This is a genomic window from Methylophilus methylotrophus DSM 46235 = ATCC 53528 (assembly GCF_000378225.1).
GTDB lineage: Bacteria > Pseudomonadota > Gammaproteobacteria > Burkholderiales > Methylophilaceae > Methylophilus > Methylophilus methylotrophus.
The window spans coordinates 740,954-763,547 of the sequence record NZ_KB905141.1; the positions used below are offsets into that span (position 1 = coordinate 740,954).

Genomic DNA, 22,594 nt, shown 5'->3' on the forward strand with positions numbered 1-22,594 from the left:
TTTTCGCAGCGGTTGCTATTTTCCTGATGCGAAAATAATCCGGCCAAGTCTTTGATTAGGTTAAAATAGCGCTTTTTTCCAAAGCGCTATTTTTTCATGTCCAGTTTGCAGCAAGAAGTCGAACGCCGCCGTACCTTTGCCATTATTTCGCACCCGGATGCGGGTAAAACCACGCTGACCGAAAAGCTGTTGTGGTTTGGTGGCGCGATCCAGGTCGCCGGTGAAGTACGAGGCCGTAAAGCGGCCCGCCACGCCACCTCAGACTGGATGGAACTGGAAAAGCAACGTGGTATTTCAGTGACCTCCTCGGTTATGCAGTTTCCGTATCGTGAGCATATGGTCAACCTGCTCGACACTCCCGGCCACGATGACTTCTCTGAAGACACCTACCGCACCCTGACCGCGGTCGACTCTGCCGTGATGGTGATTGACTCAGTCAATGGCGTGGAAGCGCAAACCATCAAACTGCTTAACGTGTGCCGCATGCGTGACACACCCATCATCACTTTTATCAACAAACTGGACCGCGAAAGCCGTGCGCCGATTGAGTTGCTGGACGAAATCGAAACTACGCTCGGCATGGAATGCGCGCCCATGACCTGGCCTATCGGTATGGGCAAGACCTTCCGTGGCGTGTATAACCTGGTGACGGATAGTATTTTGTTCTTTGACCCACGTGCCGAGAAAGGCACTTCTGAAACCATCCAGGGGATAGACAATCCGCGCCTGGACGAATTGATAGGCTACCAGGCTGAAGAATTGCGCGTAGATATCGAACTGGTACGTGGCGCCTCTAACGAATTTAATAAAGAACGCTATTTAAGCGGCAAGCAAACGCCTGTATTTTTCGGCTCTGCCGTGAACAACTTTGGTGTGCAATCCTTGCTGGATGCCGTGGTTGATCTATCCCCACCACCGCAATCGCGCAATACCGCGACACGCGTGGTTGCCGCAAACGAAGAAAAGTTTGCCGGCTTTGTGTTCAAGATCCAGGCTAACATGGACCCCAAGCACCGTGACCGCATTGCCTTTTTGCGCGTGTGCTCGGGGCGTTTTGAACGCGGCATGAAAATCAAGCAAGTCGCCACGGGCAAGATGCTCAACGTCAACAACGCCATCACCTTCATGGCGCAAGACCGCACCATCATGGATGAAGCCTACTCTGGCGACATTATCGGCATCCCCAACCACGGCACCATCAAGCTGGGCGATACCTTTACCGAAAACGAAGCACTTAAATTTATCGGCATCCCTTCTTTTGCACCGGAATTTTTCCGCCGTGCACGCATCAAGAATCCGATGAAAATGAAGCAATTGCAAATCGGCCTCAAGCAATTGTCCGAAGAAGGTGCGGCACAATTGTTCCGTCCACTACTTTCAAACGACCTGATTCTGGGTGCCGTCGGTATGCTGCAGTTTGATGTGGTGGCACACCGCCTGGAGCATGAGTATGGCGTCGACATGGTGTTTGAGCCTTACGACTGTTACACCGCGCGCTGGCTCAAGGGCTCGGATGCTGACTTGAAGGCCATTGCAGATAAATATGGTTTTAACGTCGGCCTGGATAGCGCAGATGATTACGTCTACCTGGCGCCTAACCGCGTTAACCTGCAAATGGCACAAGAGCGTTACCCGGATATCCAGTTTATGGAAACCCGCGAGATCGCCTAACCATATGATTGAGGGCCTGGACTTGAATGTTCAGCCTCTTTTACCAGATCAATCATGTCAGCATTTACGCCATCAGGCGTGCTCAAGGCACTCTCCCTCAAGCAACCGTTTGCATGGCTGATTGCCAACGGCTATTTACAGGTAGATGACCGCAGTTGGGGCACACAATATCGCGGTCCTATCCTGATTCATGCCAGCAAAGGCCTCTATGAGGAGTATTACCAGTACATCAAATCGCATACTGATATCCCTATTCCAGACCGGGATAAACTGGAATATGGCGGTGTCATGGGGATTGCCAATCTGGTGTTATGTTGTAAACCTGGAGAGCTGCCGACGAGCCTGAGCCGCGAACAACGGGCGCACTTTGGCGGTGTGCATGCAGAGTATTACGGCTTCTTGTTTGCTGAGGCGCACCCCTTACCGTTGATACCTTGTGCGGGCAAGCTAGGTATTTTCGAGATTGATGTCGATATGTTGCTGGCCGCCCCACCTCCTGCACAGACAGAGTTATTTTGAGGTGTGAGGCCCTTGGTCAGCAATGGCATCAGGTCCCGATTGAAGCGCTTTTTTAAGGATACATTATGAAAAAACCTTGCCCATGCCATAGTGGCAAAGCGTACACTGAATGTTGCCAGCCTTTACATTCAGGAGAAGCTGCTCCGGATGCAGAGCGCCTGATGCGCTCACGATACAGTGCGTACGCATTAAAACTACCCGACTATATTCTGCAAACCTGGCATACTGATACCCGCCCTGCCAGCTTGAGCATGGAAGATTTGAATGGCATTACGTGGCTCAAATTAGAGGTAGTGTCACATCAAGTTGTGGATGACACGCATGCAGAAGTCGTGTTTGTTGCCACTTACCAGAGCGGCAAACAGAAAAAATCACGGCTTACCGAGCATAGCCAGTTTGTGCGTATAAATGATCGCTGGCTGTATGTCGGCGAGCATTCGAAGTCTTTTTCAGAATAGGCTCATCACTCTCCAAACCATACAGGACAATCAGACTGGTAAATGCGGTAGGCATTGGCATCATGTTAGCCTCACTCAACCAATCCAGAATGGCGAGATTAAGCTCATAAGGAGAGATGCGCTCGTCACCATCCTGATCCAAGGTGAACAAAAGCTGCCTGACCTCTTGCTGACCCAGCCCGACCAAGGCTCGCTCTAGCATGGGCTGATCCAAATAGCCACGCTGATGCGCATCCAGTCGTAAAAAAACATTCTGAGTAAACTGCGCACTCACCCTGCAAATAATACTTGCCATCTATTCCGCCTTGCCTTCACCATGTGATGTTAGGCTATTCTAGGCACCTCAATAGGCAAATGGTGTATCGCTCAGTAACACTTTGTATCGCGTTAAAACAATAAAAAACCCGCCAAGAAGGCGGGCTCAAAACTTTCATAGAAACATTACAACCCCTGTTTCAGGCTTTCCATAATAAACGGGTCTAGGTCACCATCAAGCACACCCTGGGTATTGCCAATTTCCACGTTCGTACGCAAGTCCTTGATCCTGCCTTGATCCAGCACATAGCTACGAATCTGGTGTCCCCAACCGATATCGGTTTTGGCATCTTCCAGAGCCTGCTTTTCTTCGTTGCGTTTGCTGAGTTCCAGGTTGTACAAAGCGCCTTTCAGCATGTTCATCGCTTCTTCTTTGTTGCGATGTTGCGAACGGTCATTCTGGCACTGTACGACGACACCCGTCGGCAAGTGGGTGATACGCACCGCAGAATCAGTTTTGTTAATATGCTGGCCACCGGCACCACTGGCGCGGTAGGTATCGATACGCAAATCCGCCGGATTGATTTCAATTTCAATGGAATCATCCACTTCAGGGAAGATCTGCACACTAGCAAAACTGGTATGACGCTTGGAGTTGGCATCAAATGGAGATTTGCGTACCAGGCGATGCACGCCGCTTTCGGTACGCAAGGTGCCGAAGGCATAATCACCAGTCACTTTAATCGATGCGCCTTTAATCCCGGCAATATCGCCTTCAGACTCCTCTAGCACCTCGACTTTGAAACCTTTACGCTCCACGTATCGCAAGTACATACGCAGTAACATACCAGCCCAGTCCTGTGCTTCAGTGCCACCACTGCCAGACTGAAACTCAATAAAGCAATTGTTGGCGTCCATCGGCTGCGAGAACATGCGCTTGAACTCCATCTCGGCAACAATTTTCTCTATCTTTTGGGCGTCAGCTTCTACACTCAACAATGTGTCATCGTCATTTTCCTCTCGCGCCATGTCAAATAATTCACGGCTATCGGACAATGACTGGTACACATCATCGAGCGTCATGACGACGCTTTCTAGCATGCGTTTTTCCTTGCCCAGATTTTGCGCTTTTTCTGCGTTATCCCAGACTTTGGGATCCTCAAGCAGGCCGTTAACTTCGGCTAGGCGTTGTTGCTTGTTCTCGTAGTCAAAGATACCCCCGAAGCGCTTGGTGGCGTTGGGTCAGGTCGCTTAATGCATTGGCAATACTATTGAGGTGTTCAGCTTCCATCTTAGTGAATTTAAATATGTAAAAGCCAGCATTATACCGCAGCTGGAGAAGGGATTTAGAACCACATTCGAGGGCAGTCCAAGTAAAGAATTCATATTTTTGTCACAAAACATGTCACAAAATAGTAAAATTGCCGTCACAAAACTTTGAAGCGATTAGGGAGTTCTCAATGGCGAATGCCACTTTTGGCCGCATCATGGCTGCAATCAGCCCCAGAAATGACAACTATTTCGTGCTGTTTAACCGTTTGGCAGATTGTGCTGTACGTGGTTCCAAAGTGCTGGCCCTAATGGCAGCCGTTGTAGACCAGGCCGATTTTCAGAAGCATTTTGCAGAAATCCGCAAAATTGAATCCGAAGCAGACGAGTACACCAAGGAAATCCTGCTCTCCCTGCACAAAACCTTTATTACCCCATTTGACCGCCGCGAGATCCGTGAACTGGCCATGGCACTCGACGACATCATCGACTATATGGAAGCGATTCCACAAAGTGCCGAGATTTATGGTCACTCAAAATTCACCCCTGAAATGGTCGCACTGGCTCAAATCCTGTTACGTGCTGCCGAAAAAGTAAAAGACGCAGTAAACATGCTGTCTGACATGAAAAATGCAGAGCGTATTTTGCGCACCTGTGAAGAAATCAGCACGATTGAAGGGGAAGCCGACCATATTATGCGTTCTGGCATGCACAGATTGTTTGAAGAAGACCATGATGCGCGCACATTGATCCGCTCCAAACAATTGTATGACTTGTTTGAGGAGGCCGTTGATAGCTGTGAAGACGTAGCCGACGTAATTCATGGCGTGGTATTGGAACGCATCTAAGGACTCGTGATGGATCATGTGATAATCGTTATGGCTGTGCTGGTCATCGTCGCCTTGATTTTCGACTTTATGAATGGGTTCCACGATGCCGCTAACTCGATTGCGCTCATGGTTTCGACCCGTCTGTTAACCCCGCAGGCCGCTGTGATCTGGGCCGCTTTCTTCAACTTTGTCGCTTTTCTGTTTTTTGGCCTGCATGTGGCCGACACCGTCGGCAAAGGCATTATTGATCCTAATATCGTCAACAACACAGTTGTGTTTGGTGCTCTTTTTGGCGCGATTGCCTGGAACGTCATCACCTGGTGGTTCGGCATTCCCTCCTCTTCCTCACATGCATTGATCGGCGGGCTGATTGGTGCAGGCATGGCACATTCAGGCACAAAAGGGGTCATTTTAGGCGCAAAACTGATCAGCACCGGGATTGCGATTATCCTCTCACCTTTATTTGGCATGATGCTGGCACTACTACTATCCATCGGCATTATGTGGGCTTTCCAGAAATCCTCACCGTATAAAATTGAGAGTCGGTTTAACAAACTGCAGTTTATTTCCTCTTCCTTATTCAGCCTGGGCCATGGCGCCAACGATGCGCAAAAAACCATGGGAATCATCACTGTATTATTATTTGCCAATGGTTACCTGCAAGGCGATTTCCATGTCCCATTCTGGGTGGTCATCTCCTGCCAGTTGGCCATGGGCCTTGGCACCCTGTTTGGTGGCTGGCGCATTGTGCGCACCATGGGTATGGGTATTACCAAAATTCGTCCCACAGGTGGCTTTTCGGCACAGACTTCAGGTTCTATTGCCTTGTTCCTCGCCACCAGCCTGGGTATTCCGGTCTCGACCACACATACTATTACAGGCGCCATTGTTGGCGTGGGCTTGTCACGCCGCATGACCGCTGTGCGCTGGGGCCTGGCTTCACGTATTGTCTGGGCCTGGGTACTGACCATTCCCTGCGCAGCGATCATGGCGGCGATTGCCTACCATATTGGTGAAAGCGTTTTGTAAGGCAGAAGTAATATTAAAAGAGGCGCTACATGCGCCTTTTTTCCTTTTTGTCACATTTCTGTCATATTAAGTTTTTATGATTTCGTGCATCACAACAGTCAACACCAAACACAGGAGTGTATAGATGAAAACCAGTTTGTTCCGCAACACTTTGATGGCCGCCCTGATCGCTCAGGCATTCACCTTTGCGCATACCGCAGCGGCTGCGGACAAAATCATCAAAATCGATGGCTCCAGTACGGTTTACCCCATTACCGAAGCTGTGGCAGAAGAGTTTCAACGTGCCAAAGGCGTGAAAGTGACTGTTGGTGAATCCGGGACTGGCGGCGGCTTTAAAAAATTCTGCCGCGGCGAAACGGACATTTCAGATGCTTCCCGCCCTATCTCTCAGAAAGAAATGGATGCATGTAAAGAAGGCGGCGTACAGTTCATTGAACTGCCTATCGCTTACGATGCCTTGACTGTTGTCGTGAACGGTAAAAATGACTGGGTAAAACAAATTACCGTCGCCGAATTGAAAAAAATCTGGGAGCCAGGCTCAAAAGTGAAGAACTGGAAAGAAGTGAATGCCACTTATCCAGATAAACCATTGAACCTGTATGGTCCAGGGACTGCCTCTGGTACCTTTGACTACTTTACCGAAGCGGTAAACGGCAAAGCCAAGGCCAGCCGTACAGACTACACCCCTTCAGAAGATGATAACGTACTGGTACAAGGTGTATCAGGCAACACAGGTGGCTTGGCTTACTTCGGCCTGGCATACTACCTGGAAAACACAGACAAGCTGAAAGCGGTCCCTATCGTTGCTAAAGAAGGTGCAAAACCAGTGCTGCCATCCGAAGCGACGGTGATGGATGGTACCTATCAACCGCTCTCCCGCCCTCTGTTCATTTACGTCAACGCAACAGCGGCTGCTTTCAGACCAGAAGTGAAAGCGTTTGTGAATTACTACCTGGAAAACGCGCCAGAACTGGTTAAGGAAGTGAAATACGTGCCACTGCCAAAAGCGGATTACACAGCAGTGAAAGAGCATTTCAAAGCCATGAAACCGGGCACAGGCTTCAACGGTACCTCAGAAGTCGGCATCAAGATCACCGACTTGTTGTCCCGAATCAAGTAATCTTGAAAAAGGGGCAGCGATGCCCCTTTTTTAGTGGTGATTCGGCCTGAACCGCGGATAATCCGTTAAAATTCCTCCCTGACAAATAAACACTATGGCGACCCAAGCAATGCAAGCACCTGTGCAACTGACCATCAGCCCCAGACTGGCGAAAAATATTCGTCGGAATGTGAAAGAACGGATGATTGAACTGATACTGATGTTAGCAGCCTTGGTGGCCGTGGCGACCACTTTTGCGATTGTCGGCGTATTGTTATATGAATCGCTGAGCTTTTTCAAAACGGTTTCTGTCGTGGAGTTTTTCACAGATACGCAATGGACACCCTTGTTTGAGGAGGCGCATTACGGCATCATGCCGCTGGTTTCTGGCACCTTAACCACCTCTGCGATTGCGCTGGCAGTAGCTGTCCCCATTGGGACCATTGCAGCGATCTTTCTCTCGGAATTTGCGTCACACAAAACACGTGAAACCATCAAACCTATCCTGGAATTGCTGGTGGGTGTGCCAACGGTGGTCTTTGGTTATTTCGCATTGTTTTTTGTCACCCCTTTGCTGCAATCCATCTATCCTGAGTTGCCTAGCTTCAATATGCTTGGTGCGGGCATTGTGATGGGCATCATGATTATTCCATACATCGCCTCCATGTCAGAAGATGCCATGCGTGCTGTGCCCATGAGCATGCGCGAAGGTTCTTACGCTATGGGCGCTACCCGCTTTCAAACGGCGATTAAAGTGGTGACTCCGGCCGCTGTTTCAGGGATTGTCGCTGCGTATATCCTGGCGATTTCACGTGCCGTAGGTGAAACCATGGTGGTGGCGATTGCTGCTGGCCAGCAACCCAACCTGACCTTTAATCCGTTGGAAAGCGCAGCCACCATCACTGCATACATTGTCCAAGTAGCGATGGGTGACTTGCCTCACGGTAGCATCGGTTACCAAAGTATTTTTGCCGCAGGCCTGGTATTAATGGCGATGACGTTGTCATTCAATATTATTGGCCACTGGGTCCGTAAAAAATACCGTGAAAGCTACTAAAGACTGATCAAAGCTGTCGATTTGTCTCAATACTGACATATAACCACCCTACACTGCCGGTAGCTTGACTACCGGTCATTGGAAACAACACACATGGAACATAAAGCTTCTGTCCTCGAAAACCTGGCCGACGTACGTGCCATGATCAAACGCCACAAGCGCAATGACACACTGTTTGCGGCGATAGGCCTGCTGTGCCTGATGTTTGGCCTGGTCACGCTGATGTTGCTGTTTTGGCAACTGATTGCAGACGGTTACCCAAAATTCAATATCGATTTTCTGACTGAATTCCCTTCGCGCCGCGCAGGCCGTGCCGGGTTGCTGTCAGCCTGGGTAGGCTCTTTGCTTGTGATGGTGGTGACCTTCCTGACTGCGGTGCCTGTTGGCGTTGCTGCAGGGTTGTACCTTGAAGAATATGCCCCAAAAAACTGGTTTACTGACCTGATTGAAATCAACGTCTCCAACCTGGCTGGCGTACCTTCGATTATTTATGGTTTGCTGGCGTTAGGCTTGTTCGTGTATATGCTGGATTTCGGCCAGAGCATACTGACTGCAGGTTTAACCTTAGGTCTGCTCATTCTGCCGATTGTGATTGTGTCGACCCGCGAAGCTATCCGCTCCATTCCGGTCTCTATTCGCGAAGCCGCTTATGGCGTTGGCGCAACCAAATGGCAAGTGGTCTATGACCACGTGTTCAAATACTCTTACGGTGGCATTTTGACCGGTATTATTATTGGTATGGCACGCGCACTGGGGGAAACAGCACCTATCATTACCATCGGCGCATTGACGTTTATCGCCTTTTTGCCACCCAGCCCGATTACAACTGAGCCACCTTTCCTCAACTTTGAATGGTTGTCATCCGGGTTTACCGTGATGCCAATCCAGATGTTTAACTGGTTGTCCCGCCCTGACCATGCCTTTCATGTCAATGCGGCGGCCACCGGCGCCCTCATTATCATCGTTACGCTGTTAATGAACGGCACAGCGATCTGGTTACGCTACAAAATTCGTAAAAATATTAAATGGTAATGCCACACAAGATTTAGGAAACTCCATGGCCACTGTCACAACTGCAATAAAAGCCGAAGCTCGCGATTTAAACTTCTTCTACAGCAACGGCGCCCGTGCCCTCAAAGGCATTTCCATGCCCTTGTATGAAAACAAGATCACGGCTCTGATCGGCCCTTCTGGCTGCGGAAAATCTACTTTCTTGCGCTGCTTCAACCGTATGCATGACCTGTACCCAGGCAACAAATACCAGGGCCAAATTGTGATGCATCCAGACAACACCAATGTGCTGGATGCTGGCGTAGACCCGATTGAAGTACGTATGCGCATCAGCATGGTGTTCCAGAAACCTAACCCGTTTCCAAAGTCCATCTATGAAAACGTGGCTTACGGTTTACGCGTGCGCGGTGAAAACAACAAACGCATCATGGATGACAAGGTTGAAGAAGCGCTTAAAGGCGCGGCTTTATGGAGCGAAGTCAAAGATCGTCTGCACGACCTGGCATTTAACCTCTCTGGCGGCCAGCAACAACGGTTGTGTATTGCCCGCGCACTGGCAACCGACCCAGAAATCATGCTGTTTGATGAACCAACCTCTGCGCTGGATCCGATTGCCACCGCAAATATTGAAGAACTGATGGTGGAACTGCGCAGCAAGCTTACAATTTTAGTGGTCACCCACAACATGCAACAAGCCGCACGGGTCTCTGATTACACCGCGTATATGTACCTGGGGGAATTGATTGAGTACGATGATACTGACAAGATTTTCACGAACCCTGGCCGTAAAGAGACTGAAGACTACATTACTGGCAAGTTTGGTTAATGCCTGCTACTGAGAATAAAAAACGCCACTGTTTGTGGCGTTTTTTTATTTCAAGATTCAAAAATGACTACTGCCGGCGTATTCCCGCCTCCAATACAAAAAACTGGGGATTCAAATCGGCCAAAGGAGCTTTGAGCTTTTCCACTTCAGCCGCTGGGGCGTGTATTTCCAAGCGGATCAGCTTGGCCAATTTCAATGCCTCACCGAGTGGTTCAGCCACATTTTCCAGATGCTTCAGGATGCCTTCTGCACTGGCATAACCTTCACGGCAATGCGCAATATTGCCGCTGAACGAAAAAGCATAATGCATACAGTCGGGCTCATTGCGGGTTTTCTCTAAAAACTTGGCACCTAAGGCCTTAAATGCGGCCAGGTTCTCGGCTGGGACTTCAAAATAAGGAACCAGCGTGCAGCAGGTGTCTGGAATAAACATGTTTTGATTCTCCTGAATATCATCGCTTGCATGAGCGCAAGTCTACGCCCATGTTGACTGGCCAAAATGGAAGCGTCAAGCCTCCTGATAAAAATTCAAGATTTTAATGAAACAGCGCTTCAGGCAGCGGCAGAGGCGGCCATAGGCAGATGGGTTAACATCAAACGTTCGTAGCAAGCCAGTAGCTTGTTTGCCTGCGCATCGCTGGACCAGACTTGCTCAACATAGCGTTTGCCCTGTTTACCTATCCGCTCACGCAATTGATGGTCTATCAGCAAGGTTTGCACTTGTTCGGCAAAATGGATTTCATTATCCTGCGCGATGAGTGCGCCCTGCTCCTGGCGTAAAATGGAGGCGGTTCCGAGCTCGGCAATTGCCACCACCGGTGTTGCTTGCGCCATGGCCTCAAGCAATACCAATCCTTGTGTTTCGCTCTTAGATGCAAAAACAAAAATGTCGGCGGCCTGATAAGCCGCATTGAGGCCCACGGCACGATCCAAGTAACCGAGGAACATGACATGTGATTGCAAGCCGTTATCACGTGCCATTTTCTTGAGCATGGCTTCGGCCGGGCCTTCTCCTGTAATCACCAGCAGCACTTCAGGATGATCCTGGATCACCAGCGACAACATTTCCAGCAGGAACTGGATATTTTTTTCATGCGCCACGCGCCCCACAAACAATAACAAAGGACGCTGTGCCGGAATACCATATTTTTCGCGGAAAGCCGCGCCATCCCCAGGCACAAAACGTGAAGTATCCAGCCCGGTTGGAATCACTGTAATAGGCGTTGTCACGCCATATTGTTGTAAGACATCCCGCATTTGGGCCGATGGCGACACCACGGTATCCACCTGCTGGCATTGTTTGCGAGAAACGGTTTGTGCAATACGCACCGCCCATTTGCGTGGCACCCAGGGCAAATAGTGATGCATGTAATCTTCAAAAAACGTGTGGTAGGTTTCCACGGCAGGCACCTGCAACCGTTTGGCGATTTTAAGTCCGGCGTAATGGGCAATAAAAGGGGTGTGGATATGTACCAGGTCATAATCACCTGGATGCAGACTCTCTACATATGCCATCAAGGCAGACCATTTCATCAAATAGTCTTCGGGATCAAACACTATCTTGCGTGCATCTATGCGCGTGATCCAGCTTTCATCAGCGGTCAGTGGCTGGCCTTCTTGCGCAGGATATAGAGGAGCAATCAAATGTACAACATGCCCCTGTTCACGCAAGCTTTCTGCAAAGGTGCGGATGCTGGTTGAAACACCATTGACGCGGGGGAAGTACACATCTGAAATCATCAAAATTTTCATGCCATGTTCCGTAATGCCGGGTTCCGTGTTAACAATACTGACATAGCTTAACAAGCTTCCGTGATGCTTTTGTGACGAAAAAAGCTTTCACATCAACGTCATACAGCCTTCATGTGACTGTCATTTAACAATTGCAAAGTGCGTGCATGCCACTTCGCACACTGATGATCATACTGTTATTGCTGCTAGCACTACCCAGTGAGGCACATGCCTGGGGACTCTATTCGCATGTTGCGTACACACATCAGTGGCTGCAAGCGTTACCGCTCTTGCCATTGCCCTGGCTCAGCGTCATGCAGCGCTACCCCGCACTGGTCATGACTGGCGCCTGCCTACCCGATCTTGCCGTCGTCTCGCGCACGTTTAACCATAGTCACGGCTGGGGCATGGGCCAGCAGCTATTACAGACCAAGAATGAACGCCAATTGGCCTTAGGCATAGGCTACAACATACACTTGCTGACAGATGTTGTTGCGCACCAGCATTTTGTGCCCACGTTTGAAGCCAAATGGCAACATCACAGTGTGCTCACACATGCTGCTGCCGAATGGGCCATGGATGCGTATCTGCACCAGCCTGGAATGCCTTCGCCTGGCAAGCTGTTGCGCATACACCGTAAAACCATTGTCGAGACCTTGTCGCCCGCCTGGCAATGTGATGCCAATATTGTGCACCAAGCGGTTTCAAGACTGGCCGGTGCCGATCAGGCCTTGCGCCTGTCACGCATCCCGCAATACCTGCTTCACCGCTACCGCAGGCTGGATAACGAGTTTGAACACAAATTGGCTTATTACCGCGACCAGGTCACCTTGGCGCTGCAAGACTTGCCCCAGCTGATCAATGGCAGTTTCCCGTCCCTGCATGCCGAACATATCAACCTGGGCATGGAGCAACTGGACGACTGGCGGCGTAAATGCCTGCAAGATGCGCGTCTGCGGCCGACGCGCGCCATCAGTGCATTTGAACAGTATCAGCACCAATGGTTTAACCAGCCAGACTGTTAGTTTTTTACGCATGAGCGCTTGGGGTTGCCAAGTTTTATACCTCACTAGAAAGGCCTGCTATGCCTCACTCAGCGCGATCAAACTTGAATCTATGGGTATCGTCTCCATCTAACGGACATCGCCTGGCAAAATGCCATCCCCCTGGATAAAAACCATATGCGGCCTCTTCGCTTCTTAATCATCAGCACTTCTCTGGTGAGCCTTCTACATTATTACATTGGTGCCCGCCTGCTCAACCATATGCCATGGCCACAAGCTGTATACTGGTCAGGATGGAGTTTGTTGGCCTTATCTGCGCTCCTACAGCCCGTCGCCTTGCTCGCTCGAGGCTTCCGCAACGCGTGGCTAAGGGATACGGTTAGCTGGATTGCGATGACCGTGATGGGACTCTTTTCATCGCTACTGGTCTTTACGCTTTTGCGTGATGTATTACTGCTGGTGGCGGCTGGTATGCATGCCATGCAGCTCATGGCCATCGATTTCTCAGCGTTGGAAAAGAATAGTGCCTTGCTAGTGCTCGCAGCAACATTGCTGATTACGGTGGCCGGCTTTGTTCAAGCTCGTAAACTGGCAAAAGTGGTCAACGTGACGGTTCCGCTACACAATCTGCCTCAAAGTCTGCATGGATTCCGTATTGTGCAAATCAGCGATATTCACGTCGGACCTACTATTAAGCAAGGATACCTGTCGCGGATAGTGCAGCAGGTAAACTCTCTGGAAGCTGACCTGGTTGCCATTACCGGAGACTTGGTCGATGGCCGTGTACACGAACTGTCACAACATACCCTGCCACTCGCCGAGCTCAATGCACGCCACGGCAGTTTTTTTGTCACTGGCAATCATGAGTATTATTCGGGCGCACTCGACTGGATACGCGAACTGGATCGCCTAGGTGTGCGGGTACTATTGAATGAGCATGTACAACTTACACATGATGGTGCCACCTTGGTGGTGGCAGGCGTGACAGATTACAGTGCGGGCAGTTTCTACGCTGATCACCTCAGCGACCCCAGCGCTGCCATTGCAGGCGCCCCGAGTGATGCGCCCAAAATCCTGCTGGCACACCAGCCACGCAGTGCAGAAGCGGCCCAGTCTGCCGGGTTCGACTTGCAGCTGTCAGGCCATACCCACGGCGGCCAGTTCTGGCCATGGAAATACTTTGTGCCCTTGCAGCAACCCTATGTGGCTGGCTTGCATAAACTGCAAGACCTGTGGATTTATGTTAGCCGTGGCACGGGTTACTGGGGACCACCTCTCCGCTTCGGCGCCCCCTCAGAGATTACGTGTTTAACCTTGGTCCCTTTTGATTAAGTAGAATCTGTGATTAACCAGCACCTAGGAATTTAAGCTTCTTCTGCCATACGGCGGAAACGGATATCCGGCACATAGGTCGCCAGGATCAACAACAAGGCCGCCACCAGATAGATAGCTCGCAACGGATAGTCTGTGACAAAACTCGCCGTGCGCGGTTTGTCTGACAACGTGCGGTAAAACGCTTCGGTGTCAGCTCCTTTTAGGTAACTACCCTTAAATTCGTCTGCCAACGACTTCAGGTAGTCTTCCTCTAATTGCGATAACATACGATCATATTCGGCGTAGGCGACAGGTGGGTCAGGTTCGTCCTGGCTAGGATCTGCATAAGTCACGCCAACCGCACCTGCATTGTTATTGTCGCTGACCGGCCAATACCCCACAGGTTTATTCGCTGAGTTATAGCGCGGAATCGCTATTTTTTGTGGGCCGCCAACACCAATAAAGGTGAAAAACTCACCAATCTGCACGCCACTTAGGTCCTGCTTGATAGTGACATTCACGCGAGGCGCTTCGTCACCATCGGTAAAAAACAGCATCTGTGCTGGCTGGTTAAGCGCATCGTACACATGCGTGGCTGCATGCACGGCAAAACTCAGGCGGCTATTTCCCTTCCACGCCATGCGCCATTCCAGGTGATCGATGCCATCACTGATCACATCCAGGTTTTTGCAGACTTCCAGCGGCGTTTGCAGCATGGCGATATTATCCGAGGCAAAAATCCCGAGACTGAAATAGGTGCCGCAAGGCGATTTGTGTACTAGTTGTTTCATCAAATGCTGGCTGTAGGCTAAACGGCTGACCGCTTTCTGGTTCAGAGTTTCATCTTCAGCATTCATGCTCTGTGAAATATCGGCAATCAGCAAATAATGCTGCACCTGTTGCCTGAGCTGGATTTCAGGTTTCACCAGCGCCAACAACAGCAGGACCAAGGCAAGCCCATAGCACACCGGTTCGTAGTGTTGCTTTAACCATGTCATCCACTTCATTATGGCAATCCTATCGGCAAGTTACTGAGTTCCATATGCGACTGATCTTTGCTGGCGGCCTGCATACCGCGTGCCATCACCGAATGCAGCAAGGCCAGGTTGAATTTAGCGGCCTTGTCATCAGGCTGCAAACGCAATGCTTGCTCATAGGAAATTTTGGCCTGGGTAAAGGCATACCTTGCTTCATCCTGGAAGGTGCCATCTTCATTAATCGTACGCACCAGGCCAGACAAAAACAGGTTATTGCCAATATTGAAATGGATATGCGGCAACTCTGCAGCGGGCGGGGCCAACTCCAGCGCCTGACCATAAGTTTGCACCGCATGCTTGAAATCGCCATGCTGGCCCTGATCATAAGCGGCCGTAAACTTCTGCAAGTAGGGTTCCGCGCCCTCCTTGATGACTTGACCGGTGCGAATCTGCTGATTTAAGTCACGCAGCATATACAGCTGCCAACCAAAATAGAGCGTCCCGACAATCCCGATGAATGTCATACTGCCCCAAAACCAATTGGCATGTTTTCGATAAACTGTCATTAGTACACCTTTATCTGTTTAATTAATATCAGGCCCAACCCTAGCAACAAAGCGACGATGATCAGGTCATTGGCGTAGTCGTGACCAGGAATGATGACGCCATACTGGATCACATTCTTTTCCTTGGCATCAATTTCGCGCAACGCAGACTCCAGTGCAGTCGCATTATCTGCTTCAAATGCCTTGTACTTAATATTGAGAGATTGAAAAAATCGATCCAGCGCAATCGCTTCAGGCAAGTGGTCATCGTCATATTCATTGCCGGTAAAAATACTGATGTCATCCGGCTCACGCAGCACAATCCAGTACAAATTCAGTTTTTTACCCACCAGCTGTTTGCGGATTTGGTATTTGACTCGTGGGCTTAATTTACCGGCGCCATCCGACAACAATACAATCGCCCGCGATCCGGTACTTGGAATGTTTTCAAACAAGGTGACAGCGTTAGTAATGCCCGCGCCAATATTGGTCTGGTTCAATGCGGGTCCAGTTGCCGCCTGGATGGCGGCATGGATACCCTCTCGATTAGTCGTGATTTTCATGCCATATAAGGCTGAGTTGGTGAAACCAACCACGCCCATCATGTCATCTGGGCGCGAATCAATAAATGCAGTAATCAATCGCCTTGCCGCAGCTGACTTGATTTCTGCTGCATGGCCGCCTGTGGCTTGCCCGGCAAACGGATGATCCATACTGACACTGCGATCAATCACAAACACGCTTTGTGCGCCCTTACCAACTTTCTGCTCCTCATGGCTATCGCCTTGCGGGCTAGCCAGCGCCAGTACCAGGCACAATAGCAATAAGGCCGTCGCGGCTTTTACCAGTACATGGATACGCTCAGAAAATGGATCGTCAGGCACCATCTCCAGCCAAGAATAGGCTTGCGCATGCCGGCTTTTCAACAGGAAAGGAACGGCTGCCACGGGGAGTAACAGCAAAAACCAGGGGTGTAACCAATGCATCACACCCTCCGTTCACAGTCACGTAACTGGCGTGCGAGTGTCTTGTATTGCTGCAAATATTCAGCAGTCGGTAACTGGCCGCCATACAACACTGCATTTGCCTGCACAAAAAAGGTTTTTATTTGCGATTCCAATGGTTGGAAAACCGGCTGTTGTGCCACAAACGCTGGCACATGGCTGGCCAGCATTTGTTGTCCAAAGCAATCGTTAAACGCCTGCTGCATGATCAACGCTGCCTGTTTGTGTCCACCTGATGTGGCTGGCAAACGCTTGAGTCGGCGATAAGCGCGTGCAAAATCGCCATTCATCATTGGTAACCAACCCCAATCAGCATTGCGATAAAGCAGAATCAGGGCACCCACCACTGCCAGCAACAGGCTCACTGCCAGCCAGCGCTGTATCATGTCAGTTTTCTTCAACAGGGGGTGGTATTGCGCAATCACGGTAGGTTGGGCTGGCTGCAAACGATCCGGCAATTGCGACATCAGCCAGAAACGCCACGCGGGTATTTCGGCGACCGCCCCACTATTAAAAACAATACGCTCGGCAGGCAATTGCAATTGCACCGGTTTGCCGCTGCTGGCAAACACCTGGTATTCAAATACCAATGTATACCTCTTTTCGCCAGCCTGTGACTCGTTACTGACCTGAACCTGCCTGAGCTCTACGCCGTGCCGTTGCAAACCCTTCAAAGGCAACTCATTTTCGTTGAGCTGGTCCTGCTCAGAGACTGAGAGCCTGACTGTGCGCTGCAATACATCACCCAGCTGTATACCCGCATAAGTAGTTGGGTTCTGCACACTCAATACCTTGACCCCTACTGGCTGCGTTTTTGTAACCTGCGTCTCGGCGAATGCTGGCATTGCAACCAGGCAAATGGCCAACCACCCTAAAAAAATCTGTTTCATCACGATACTTTCGGTTTCACTACGGGACGCTAGTGAATAAGTTGTTCAAAATAATCCGACAGCAAGCCAGCCTCAAAATGGCCGGTGACATACAAAGGCCGGATATCAAAGCGTGCAAACAATTGATCCAGTGCCTGTTTGCGCTGTTCAAACTGCTCAGCAAACTGGCTACGGATCGCCTGGCGGAAAAAAATAGTTCTTTGCAGGCCGGTTTCCGGATCTTGCAAATTGCCAAACCCGAAGCGTGGCAAGCGCTGATACTCCTGCGGATCCCATAACACCACCGGGATCACCTGGTGATTCGACATGCCGTTGAGGCCACGCTCGATTAAACTCAGTGGCAAATGAAAATCCGATATCCAGAACACCAGGCCTTTTTGCTGCCCCAACCATCCGGTGGCTTCTACTATGCCCTGACCATCCTTGCACGTGTTATGAAATGCGGCCAGCTGGGCAATGGTGTCAAATGACTGATGCGCATGATGCCCAGGTGCCTGGCTCAAGTGCGGAATCACGGCATGGTCATAGCTCACCATGCCAAAGAGGTCGCTGTTTTCATGCGCAGAGCAGGCAATCGAAGCTGCAACGGCCTGCACGGTCTCGAGCTTGCTGGCCTGCCCCTGAAACTGCATGGAGCTGGATAAATCACAAACGGCATACAGCGGCGTTGAGGCTTCTTGCTTGAACACACGTACCTGCACCTGCTCATAGGGGTCACGTAACGTCTGGCGCAAATCCAGGCGCCTGGCATCCGGGTAATCCACCAGCGACACATGCTTGCTGAATTCATCGCCCGGACCACGCTGCAACCCCAAATGTTCGCCCGCATGCACGCTACCGGATCGCCACGGGACCTGGTAGAAAAATGGCTGTGCGCTGGCCGGAATCATGCTGCTTTTGCCTTGGACGGCACGCTGACTGTCGCCAGGATCTGGTTGGTCAGTTCACGTGACAACTCTGTACGACGGCTCTCAAACATGGGATTCAACACCAGGCGGTGCGCGATGATCTCGTGAAACACGGCATGAATATCTTCAGGGTACAAGCTGTCTCGCTCCATCAGCCAGGCATGGACGCGCGCTGCCTTGAGCAACATGCCCATGCCGCGCGGGCTGGCACCGGTGTGTATCAGGCGATTGACATCCACGCTGTCGAGCTGGATACCAAATGCCGCCGGGGATTGTGTGGCCTGCCATAAATCAAGGGCATAATCTTCCAGCACATCACTGGCACTGATGTGGTTTTGCAACACATCGGAGAACGCATTGAGCTGGTCGTAAGCCAGTACGCCACTCTGGACCTGCTGTGTCAGGCGTTCGGCATGCTGGAACTTCACATCAAACATGAGCGCCTTGCGCAGATTCCTGTCATCAGGAATCTCAATCGGGATTTCCATCATAAACCGGTCACGGGCGGCAGATGGGATTTCAAAGGTTTCATTTTTTTCGACCTGGTTACGGTCAGCAAATACCAGCATATGTGGCAAACGGTATTCTTTTTTGAAGGCATGTACATGACGCTCTGCCATCACGCGTAACATCAGCGCATGCACTTGTGGCCGTGCGCGGTTAATCTCGTTAAAGAAGAAGACCGAGAGCTGTTCACCCGCCCTAAGCAAAGGTCCCTCATCCACTTTCGGACGACCATCCTCACCGAGGAAAGTATGGTAAATCAAGTCGTTAGGCATTAAGTCTACCGTGCCTTCGATACGCTCATACGCGCCACCCAGGCCCCGGGCAATAGATTGCAACAAGGTGGTTTTACCCACGCCCACGCCACCTTCAAGCAGCACATGGCCGCGGGCGAAAATAGCAATATTGATGGCGCGTATGGCCTTGTCCTGGCCAACAACGACCTTTTTCACTTCATTTTCAAGCGTGAGCGCATGAGCGCGCCAGTCCGCCAGTTGTGTTGCAATGGAGACAGATGTCATGGTGATCCCTTGTTTACAAATTCAGCCGGAGCTATGATGCCAAAGTAGCTTTTGGAAAACAGTGTGACATCCACTGATTGCATTTTGCGTGAAGCCACGATAATATGCAGACAGGTCTGTTCACTTCTTTCTAGTCTACTGCAGCCATTGAAAAAAAAGCAAGAGGATTTTAGGGGTTATTGGCGTGAATCTATTAACGATCGTGAATCAGACCAGACAACGATACGGCCGCCTGTGCAAGGCATATGCCACGCATGGCTTATGGAAGCTGGGGTTTAAACAATGGGGTAAGCATGCGCCTTTTTACATGCTGAGCGATGAATTGCTGGGCTGGAATATGCTCAGGATTCGGCAAAGTGGGAACGGAGTCCTTGATGTGCAGGATATTTCCACCATTCGCCAGATGCTGGAAACTGCGCAACAACGGTCCATGGCCAAGTTGCACCCTGCCCTGCTGGATCAATGGTTTTTCCTGGCGGTAGGTGCCATACAGGTACAGTCGCAAACAGGCAGCAGTCAGGCCTGGCAACTGTTTGACCAGTCCGTGCATAGCCAGCTGGCGCCGACTGTTTTTTACCGCTCACTGTCATTTGGCCTGCTAGTGAGTTTGTGTGTGATGTGGATGACTTTTGCCCCAGTGAAGCAAAAACCGTTGGAAGCTGAGCCTTTGGAGAGCCCGCTCAGCCAGAATGTGGGTACCGCTGATCCGGTCACACTGAGTCTGCTCAACCTGGCCTACCAGAAAATGCAAAATGGCAGCTGCCAGCTGCCGCAGGCAGCCATGTTGCCAGAAGTACAGCGCCGTGCCTTTATCATGTTTGTGACAGAAGGCAAGGTCGATACAGACCAGGTGGAACCGTTACGGCAAGCGCTAGGCTATGTTAGCTGCCTTTACCCGCAAGAACTGATGCGGCCACAAGGGCGGGATCGTATCCCTAGAGAATAAGCGCGAAGTACATACTAAAAGATCGGGAACCCTGAAATCGGGATCACTGAAAGTCGGGATAAAAGGATAAGCAATGAACATGCGAGACAAAATACTGAACATAGCGAGTAGCCTGTTTGACAGCAGAGGGATACAGGCCTCGGGCGTAGATACCATCATTCTTGAAGCTGGCGTCGCGAAAGCAACGCTATACAAGCATTTCCCAAGCAAGAACCAACTCATCACAGCTTACCTGCGTGACAAGTCTGACAAATTTTATGCCTGGTTAAATGCCCAGCTAGCCTCCAAAAAGGCCGAGTCACAAGAGTTGCTGCTGCTGCTTTGCGAATTGATGGAGCAATGGATCAGCCAGCCAGAATTTCGTGGCCTGCCGTTTCATATCGCAGCCGTCGAGTTTCCTGAGGCTGAACATCCTATCAATCAATACTCAGCGGTACTCTCTGCTGAATTGCAACGCTATTTATGCGACATTGCCCGCCATGCCGGGGCCAAAGATCCTGAAGCATTGGGCCAGCAACTGACCATCCTGTTTGAAGGTGCCGCTTTGGTTGAGCGCCTCACCCCCAACACCGGCGCCGCCGCACGTGCAAAACTCGCAGCCGTGACACTGGTGCGTAACGCCCTCTAATACAAACACTGCCACTCATCATGGGGTGGCAGTGCCTTCTTTACTATTTATTCTACGGCGCTTTAATTATCAGAGTTTGCCAGTAGTGTAAGCCTGCGCAATAAACTGAGTAGCCACGATTGCACATCACTCTTTTGGATTTGTGGCTGCCTGCACAAGTACGGCCTGAAGCGTTGCCATCATCATGACCCTGGTTGGTAACGAATCCTTTTACTGATCGCTCGTTTAACGGCGCTCGTGTCTCCATGTTACCAGCAACTGCAAGCAGTCAAACAGCGTAAAAGCAGCCTGTCTCAAGATATCCTGTTCAGGTAACTTCATGATCGAAGGCGATGGACCGTCCACGTTTTACAAAGATGATCTGTTGTCATCATTACTCTTTCCGCTCACTGCAATTTAAATACCATTTGGTAAATATATATTGACAAGCTTGCTAATGCTGCTTTATTATTTATTTACCAATTGGTATTTAATTAAATTAATCATTAAAGGAGTTATATATGAGTGCCCTACAACAACACATTGCATTGATCACAGGAGGTAACCGCGGGATTGGTTTCGAAACTGCCAAAAAACTGGCAGAACAGGGAATAAAGGTAGTGATTGGGGTACGTGACCAGCTCAAAGGTGAAAAGGCAGTGGCAGAATTGAAGGCTCTGGGGGCCGATGCAGATTATGTGCTGTACGATGCAAGCCTAGCTGACGCGGCACAAAAAGTCGCCCAGACGCTGGAATCCCGGTACGGCAAGCTGGATATCTTGGTCAATAACGCAGGCATTCTGAAAGAAGAACTCATCGGGCAAAATAACAGCCTGACGGTAGATCAAGACACACTCAAAACTACCTTTGACGCCAACTTCTTTGCCGTCATTGCCCTGACTCAGGCATTACTGCCATTGCTACAGCGTTCTCCCGCAGGCCGTATCGTCAACCTGTCCAGCATCTTGGGGTCACAAACCCTGCACAGCACACCTAACTCGCCGATCGAAGTCGCCAAAGGCCTAGCCTACAATGCATCAAAAAGTGCTTTGAATATGTTCACCATCCATTTGGCGCATGCCTTGAAAGACAGCAATATTAAAGTCAATTCAGCACACCCTGGCTGGGTAAAAACCGAACTGGGTGGGCCGCATGCACCAATGGAAATCAGCGATAGCTGGAAAACTTCGGTCAGACTGGCCACGTTGGATGAACAAGGCCCGACAGGCGGTTATTTCCACGAAGACCAAACCTTGCCATGGTAAATAGCCCAAACAAACGGGTGGCACTTAAACGTAAGCTAGTGTTCGCCATGCTGATGTCGCTGGTTACAGTCAACATTGTCACCTTATCTATTTTGCTTCTAAATCATGTGCCAGCAGCTCATTTTTTAGAGAAATGGTTGACTAGTATCAGCATCGCCTGGCCTATCGTCCTGATCAGCATTCTGCTTTTAGCGCCTGCTTTACTGCGCTTGACGGAGTGGCTGATCAAAGAAAATGCCTAAAGCACCGCCCTGCCGAACCATGGCGGTGCATTCCAAAATGTTGTTTCATCATAGAGTGTTCAGTGGCGCTTAATATATATCGGGGAATGAATTACCGTTAACACCGGACAGC

25 protein-coding genes are annotated in these 22,594 nt (G+C 50.3%); 15 read left to right on the top strand and 10 right to left on the bottom strand.

Annotation, left to right across the window (positions count from 1 at the left end):
• Nucleotides 1–96: 96 nt before the first annotated feature.
• From F463_RS0103525 to F463_RS0103535, 3 genes are all read left to right on the top strand, one after another.
• Entirely contained in the window at nucleotides 97–1,671 is a 1,575-nt protein-coding gene (locus tag F463_RS0103525; protein ID WP_018985670.1) for a peptide chain release factor 3, read from the top strand.
• 54 nt (nucleotides 1,672–1,725) lie between these two features.
• Nucleotides 1,726–2,190, top strand: a complete 465-nt coding sequence (locus F463_RS0103530) for an ASCH domain-containing protein (protein WP_018985671.1) — start codon at nucleotides 1,726–1,728, stop codon at nucleotides 2,188–2,190.
• Between the two features lie 65 nt (nucleotides 2,191–2,255).
• Nucleotides 2,256–2,648 carry a YchJ family protein gene (locus F463_RS0103535; RefSeq protein WP_018985672.1) on the top strand — a complete coding sequence of 131 codons (393 nt, stop codon included), beginning with the start codon at nucleotides 2,256–2,258 and terminating at the stop codon, nucleotides 2,646–2,648.
• On the opposite strand, the gene F463_RS14935 is transcribed toward F463_RS0103535, so the two are convergent.
• Both F463_RS14935 and prfB read right to left on the bottom strand, forming a co-directional pair.
• A complete protein-coding gene (locus F463_RS14935) occupies nucleotides 2,569–2,943 on the bottom strand; it encodes an EF-hand domain-containing protein (RefSeq protein WP_124551912.1) in 375 nt (124 codons plus the stop codon). The two genes, F463_RS0103535 and F463_RS14935, sit on opposite strands and share 80 nt — an antisense overlap.
• 146 nt (nucleotides 2,944–3,089) lie before the next feature.
• Nucleotides 3,090–4,194 (bottom strand): peptide chain release factor 2 gene (prfB, locus tag F463_RS0103545; protein ID WP_124551913.1). Its coding sequence is split into 2 segments (ribosomal slippage): nucleotides 3,090–4,112 and nucleotides 4,114–4,194, totalling 1,104 coding nucleotides; the frame shifts between segments, so codons are not numbered across the junction.
• A 169-nt stretch (nucleotides 4,195–4,363) separates the two neighbouring features.
• Between prfB and F463_RS0103550 the strand changes: the two genes are divergently transcribed.
• The 6 genes from F463_RS0103550 to pstB all read left to right on the top strand — a co-directional run bounded on the left by F463_RS0103550 (nucleotide 4,364) and on the right by pstB (nucleotide 10,024).
• A complete protein-coding gene (locus F463_RS0103550; RefSeq protein ID WP_018985675.1) occupies nucleotides 4,364–5,020 on the top strand; it encodes a DUF47 domain-containing protein in 657 nt (218 codons plus the stop codon).
• A 9-nt stretch (nucleotides 5,021–5,029) separates the two neighbouring features.
• Nucleotides 5,030–6,031 (top strand): inorganic phosphate transporter, encoded by a 1,002-nt coding sequence (locus F463_RS0103555; RefSeq protein ID WP_018985676.1) that lies wholly within the window; start codon nucleotides 5,030–5,032, stop codon nucleotides 6,029–6,031.
• Nucleotides 6,032–6,155: 124 nt separating this feature from the next.
• Nucleotides 6,156–7,151: a PstS family phosphate ABC transporter substrate-binding protein gene (locus tag F463_RS0103560; protein WP_018985677.1), complete on the top strand. Its 996-nt coding sequence runs from the start codon at nucleotides 6,156–6,158 to the stop codon at nucleotides 7,149–7,151.
• A gap of 109 nt (nucleotides 7,152–7,260) precedes the next feature.
• Complete coding sequence (gene pstC / locus F463_RS0103565) at nucleotides 7,261–8,187, top strand: phosphate ABC transporter permease subunit PstC (RefSeq protein WP_018985678.1); 927 nt, start codon at nucleotides 7,261–7,263, stop codon at nucleotides 8,185–8,187.
• Between the two features lie 93 nt (nucleotides 8,188–8,280).
• Nucleotides 8,281–9,219, top strand: a complete 939-nt coding sequence (gene pstA / locus F463_RS0103570) for a phosphate ABC transporter permease PstA (RefSeq protein WP_018985679.1) — start codon at nucleotides 8,281–8,283, stop codon at nucleotides 9,217–9,219.
• Between the two features lie 25 nt (nucleotides 9,220–9,244).
• The gene (gene pstB / locus F463_RS0103575) at nucleotides 9,245–10,024 is read left to right on the top strand and encodes a phosphate ABC transporter ATP-binding protein PstB (protein ID WP_018985680.1); all 780 of its coding nucleotides are present in this window, start codon (nucleotides 9,245–9,247) and stop codon (nucleotides 10,022–10,024) included.
• 67 nt (nucleotides 10,025–10,091) lie between these two features.
• On the opposite strand, the gene F463_RS0103580 is transcribed toward pstB, so the two are convergent.
• Both F463_RS0103580 and F463_RS0103585 read right to left on the bottom strand, forming a co-directional pair.
• Nucleotides 10,092–10,457: a putative quinol monooxygenase gene (locus F463_RS0103580; RefSeq protein ID WP_018985681.1), complete on the bottom strand. Its 366-nt coding sequence runs from the start codon at nucleotides 10,455–10,457 to the stop codon at nucleotides 10,092–10,094.
• Nucleotides 10,458–10,576: 119 nt separating this feature from the next.
• A complete protein-coding gene (locus F463_RS0103585) occupies nucleotides 10,577–11,776 on the bottom strand; it encodes a glycosyltransferase (RefSeq protein ID WP_018985682.1) in 1,200 nt (399 codons plus the stop codon).
• A 146-nt stretch (nucleotides 11,777–11,922) separates the two neighbouring features.
• Here F463_RS0103585 and F463_RS0103590 point away from each other — a divergent pair, with 146 nt between their 5' ends.
• Both F463_RS0103590 and F463_RS0103595 read left to right on the top strand, forming a co-directional pair.
• Nucleotides 11,923–12,780 (top strand): zinc dependent phospholipase C family protein, encoded by an 858-nt coding sequence (locus F463_RS0103590; RefSeq protein ID WP_018985683.1) that lies wholly within the window; start codon nucleotides 11,923–11,925, stop codon nucleotides 12,778–12,780.
• 195 nt (nucleotides 12,781–12,975) lie between these two features.
• Nucleotides 12,976–14,091, top strand: coding sequence for a metallophosphoesterase (locus F463_RS0103595; protein WP_245545122.1), 1,116 nt, complete (start codon nucleotides 12,976–12,978; stop codon nucleotides 14,089–14,091).
• Between the two features lie 32 nt (nucleotides 14,092–14,123).
• Here the strand turns inward: F463_RS0103595 and F463_RS0103600 are convergent, their stop codons facing one another.
• The 6 genes from F463_RS0103600 to F463_RS0103625 are packed head-to-tail and all read right to left on the bottom strand — an operon-like array spanning nucleotide 14,124 to nucleotide 19,422.
• Complete coding sequence (locus F463_RS0103600; protein ID WP_018985685.1) at nucleotides 14,124–15,080, bottom strand: vWA domain-containing protein; 957 nt, start codon at nucleotides 15,078–15,080, stop codon at nucleotides 14,124–14,126.
• Nucleotides 15,080–15,616 (bottom strand): hypothetical protein, encoded by a 537-nt coding sequence (locus F463_RS0103605; protein WP_018985686.1) that lies wholly within the window; start codon nucleotides 15,614–15,616, stop codon nucleotides 15,080–15,082. Before F463_RS0103605 ends, F463_RS0103600 begins: the two co-directional genes overlap by 1 nt.
• On the bottom strand, nucleotides 15,616–16,581 hold the full coding sequence (locus tag F463_RS0103610; protein ID WP_018985687.1) for a vWA domain-containing protein: 966 nt from the start codon (nucleotides 16,579–16,581) through the stop codon (nucleotides 15,616–15,618). Before F463_RS0103610 ends, F463_RS0103605 begins: the two co-directional genes overlap by 1 nt.
• The gene (locus F463_RS0103615; protein ID WP_018985688.1) at nucleotides 16,581–17,489 is read right to left on the bottom strand and encodes a hypothetical protein; all 909 of its coding nucleotides are present in this window, start codon (nucleotides 17,487–17,489) and stop codon (nucleotides 16,581–16,583) included. The genes F463_RS0103610 and F463_RS0103615 overlap by 1 nt, the downstream gene beginning before the upstream one ends.
• Before the next feature lie 29 nt (nucleotides 17,490–17,518).
• Complete coding sequence (locus F463_RS0103620; RefSeq protein WP_018985689.1) at nucleotides 17,519–18,379, bottom strand: DUF58 domain-containing protein; 861 nt, start codon at nucleotides 18,377–18,379, stop codon at nucleotides 17,519–17,521.
• Nucleotides 18,376–19,422: an AAA family ATPase gene (locus F463_RS0103625; protein WP_018985690.1), complete on the bottom strand. Its 1,047-nt coding sequence runs from the start codon at nucleotides 19,420–19,422 to the stop codon at nucleotides 18,376–18,378. The genes F463_RS0103620 and F463_RS0103625 overlap by 4 nt, the downstream gene beginning before the upstream one ends.
• 184 nt (nucleotides 19,423–19,606) lie before the next feature.
• Here F463_RS0103625 and F463_RS0103630 point away from each other — a divergent pair, with 184 nt between their 5' ends.
• The 4 genes from F463_RS0103630 to F463_RS0103645 all read left to right on the top strand — a co-directional run bounded on the left by F463_RS0103630 (nucleotide 19,607) and on the right by F463_RS0103645 (nucleotide 22,482).
• Nucleotides 19,607–20,368 (top strand): hypothetical protein, encoded by a 762-nt coding sequence (locus F463_RS0103630; RefSeq protein WP_018985691.1) that lies wholly within the window; start codon nucleotides 19,607–19,609, stop codon nucleotides 20,366–20,368.
• Between the two features lie 73 nt (nucleotides 20,369–20,441).
• A complete protein-coding gene (locus tag F463_RS0103635; RefSeq protein ID WP_018985692.1) occupies nucleotides 20,442–20,996 on the top strand; it encodes a TetR/AcrR family transcriptional regulator in 555 nt (184 codons plus the stop codon).
• A gap of 500 nt (nucleotides 20,997–21,496) precedes the next feature.
• Complete coding sequence (locus F463_RS0103640) at nucleotides 21,497–22,240, top strand: SDR family oxidoreductase (RefSeq protein ID WP_018985693.1); 744 nt, start codon at nucleotides 21,497–21,499, stop codon at nucleotides 22,238–22,240.
• Nucleotides 22,234–22,482: a DUF2798 domain-containing protein gene (locus F463_RS0103645; protein WP_018985694.1), complete on the top strand. Its 249-nt coding sequence runs from the start codon at nucleotides 22,234–22,236 to the stop codon at nucleotides 22,480–22,482. Before F463_RS0103640 ends, F463_RS0103645 begins: the two co-directional genes overlap by 7 nt.
• The last annotated feature ends 112 nt before the right edge of the window (nucleotides 22,483–22,594 follow it).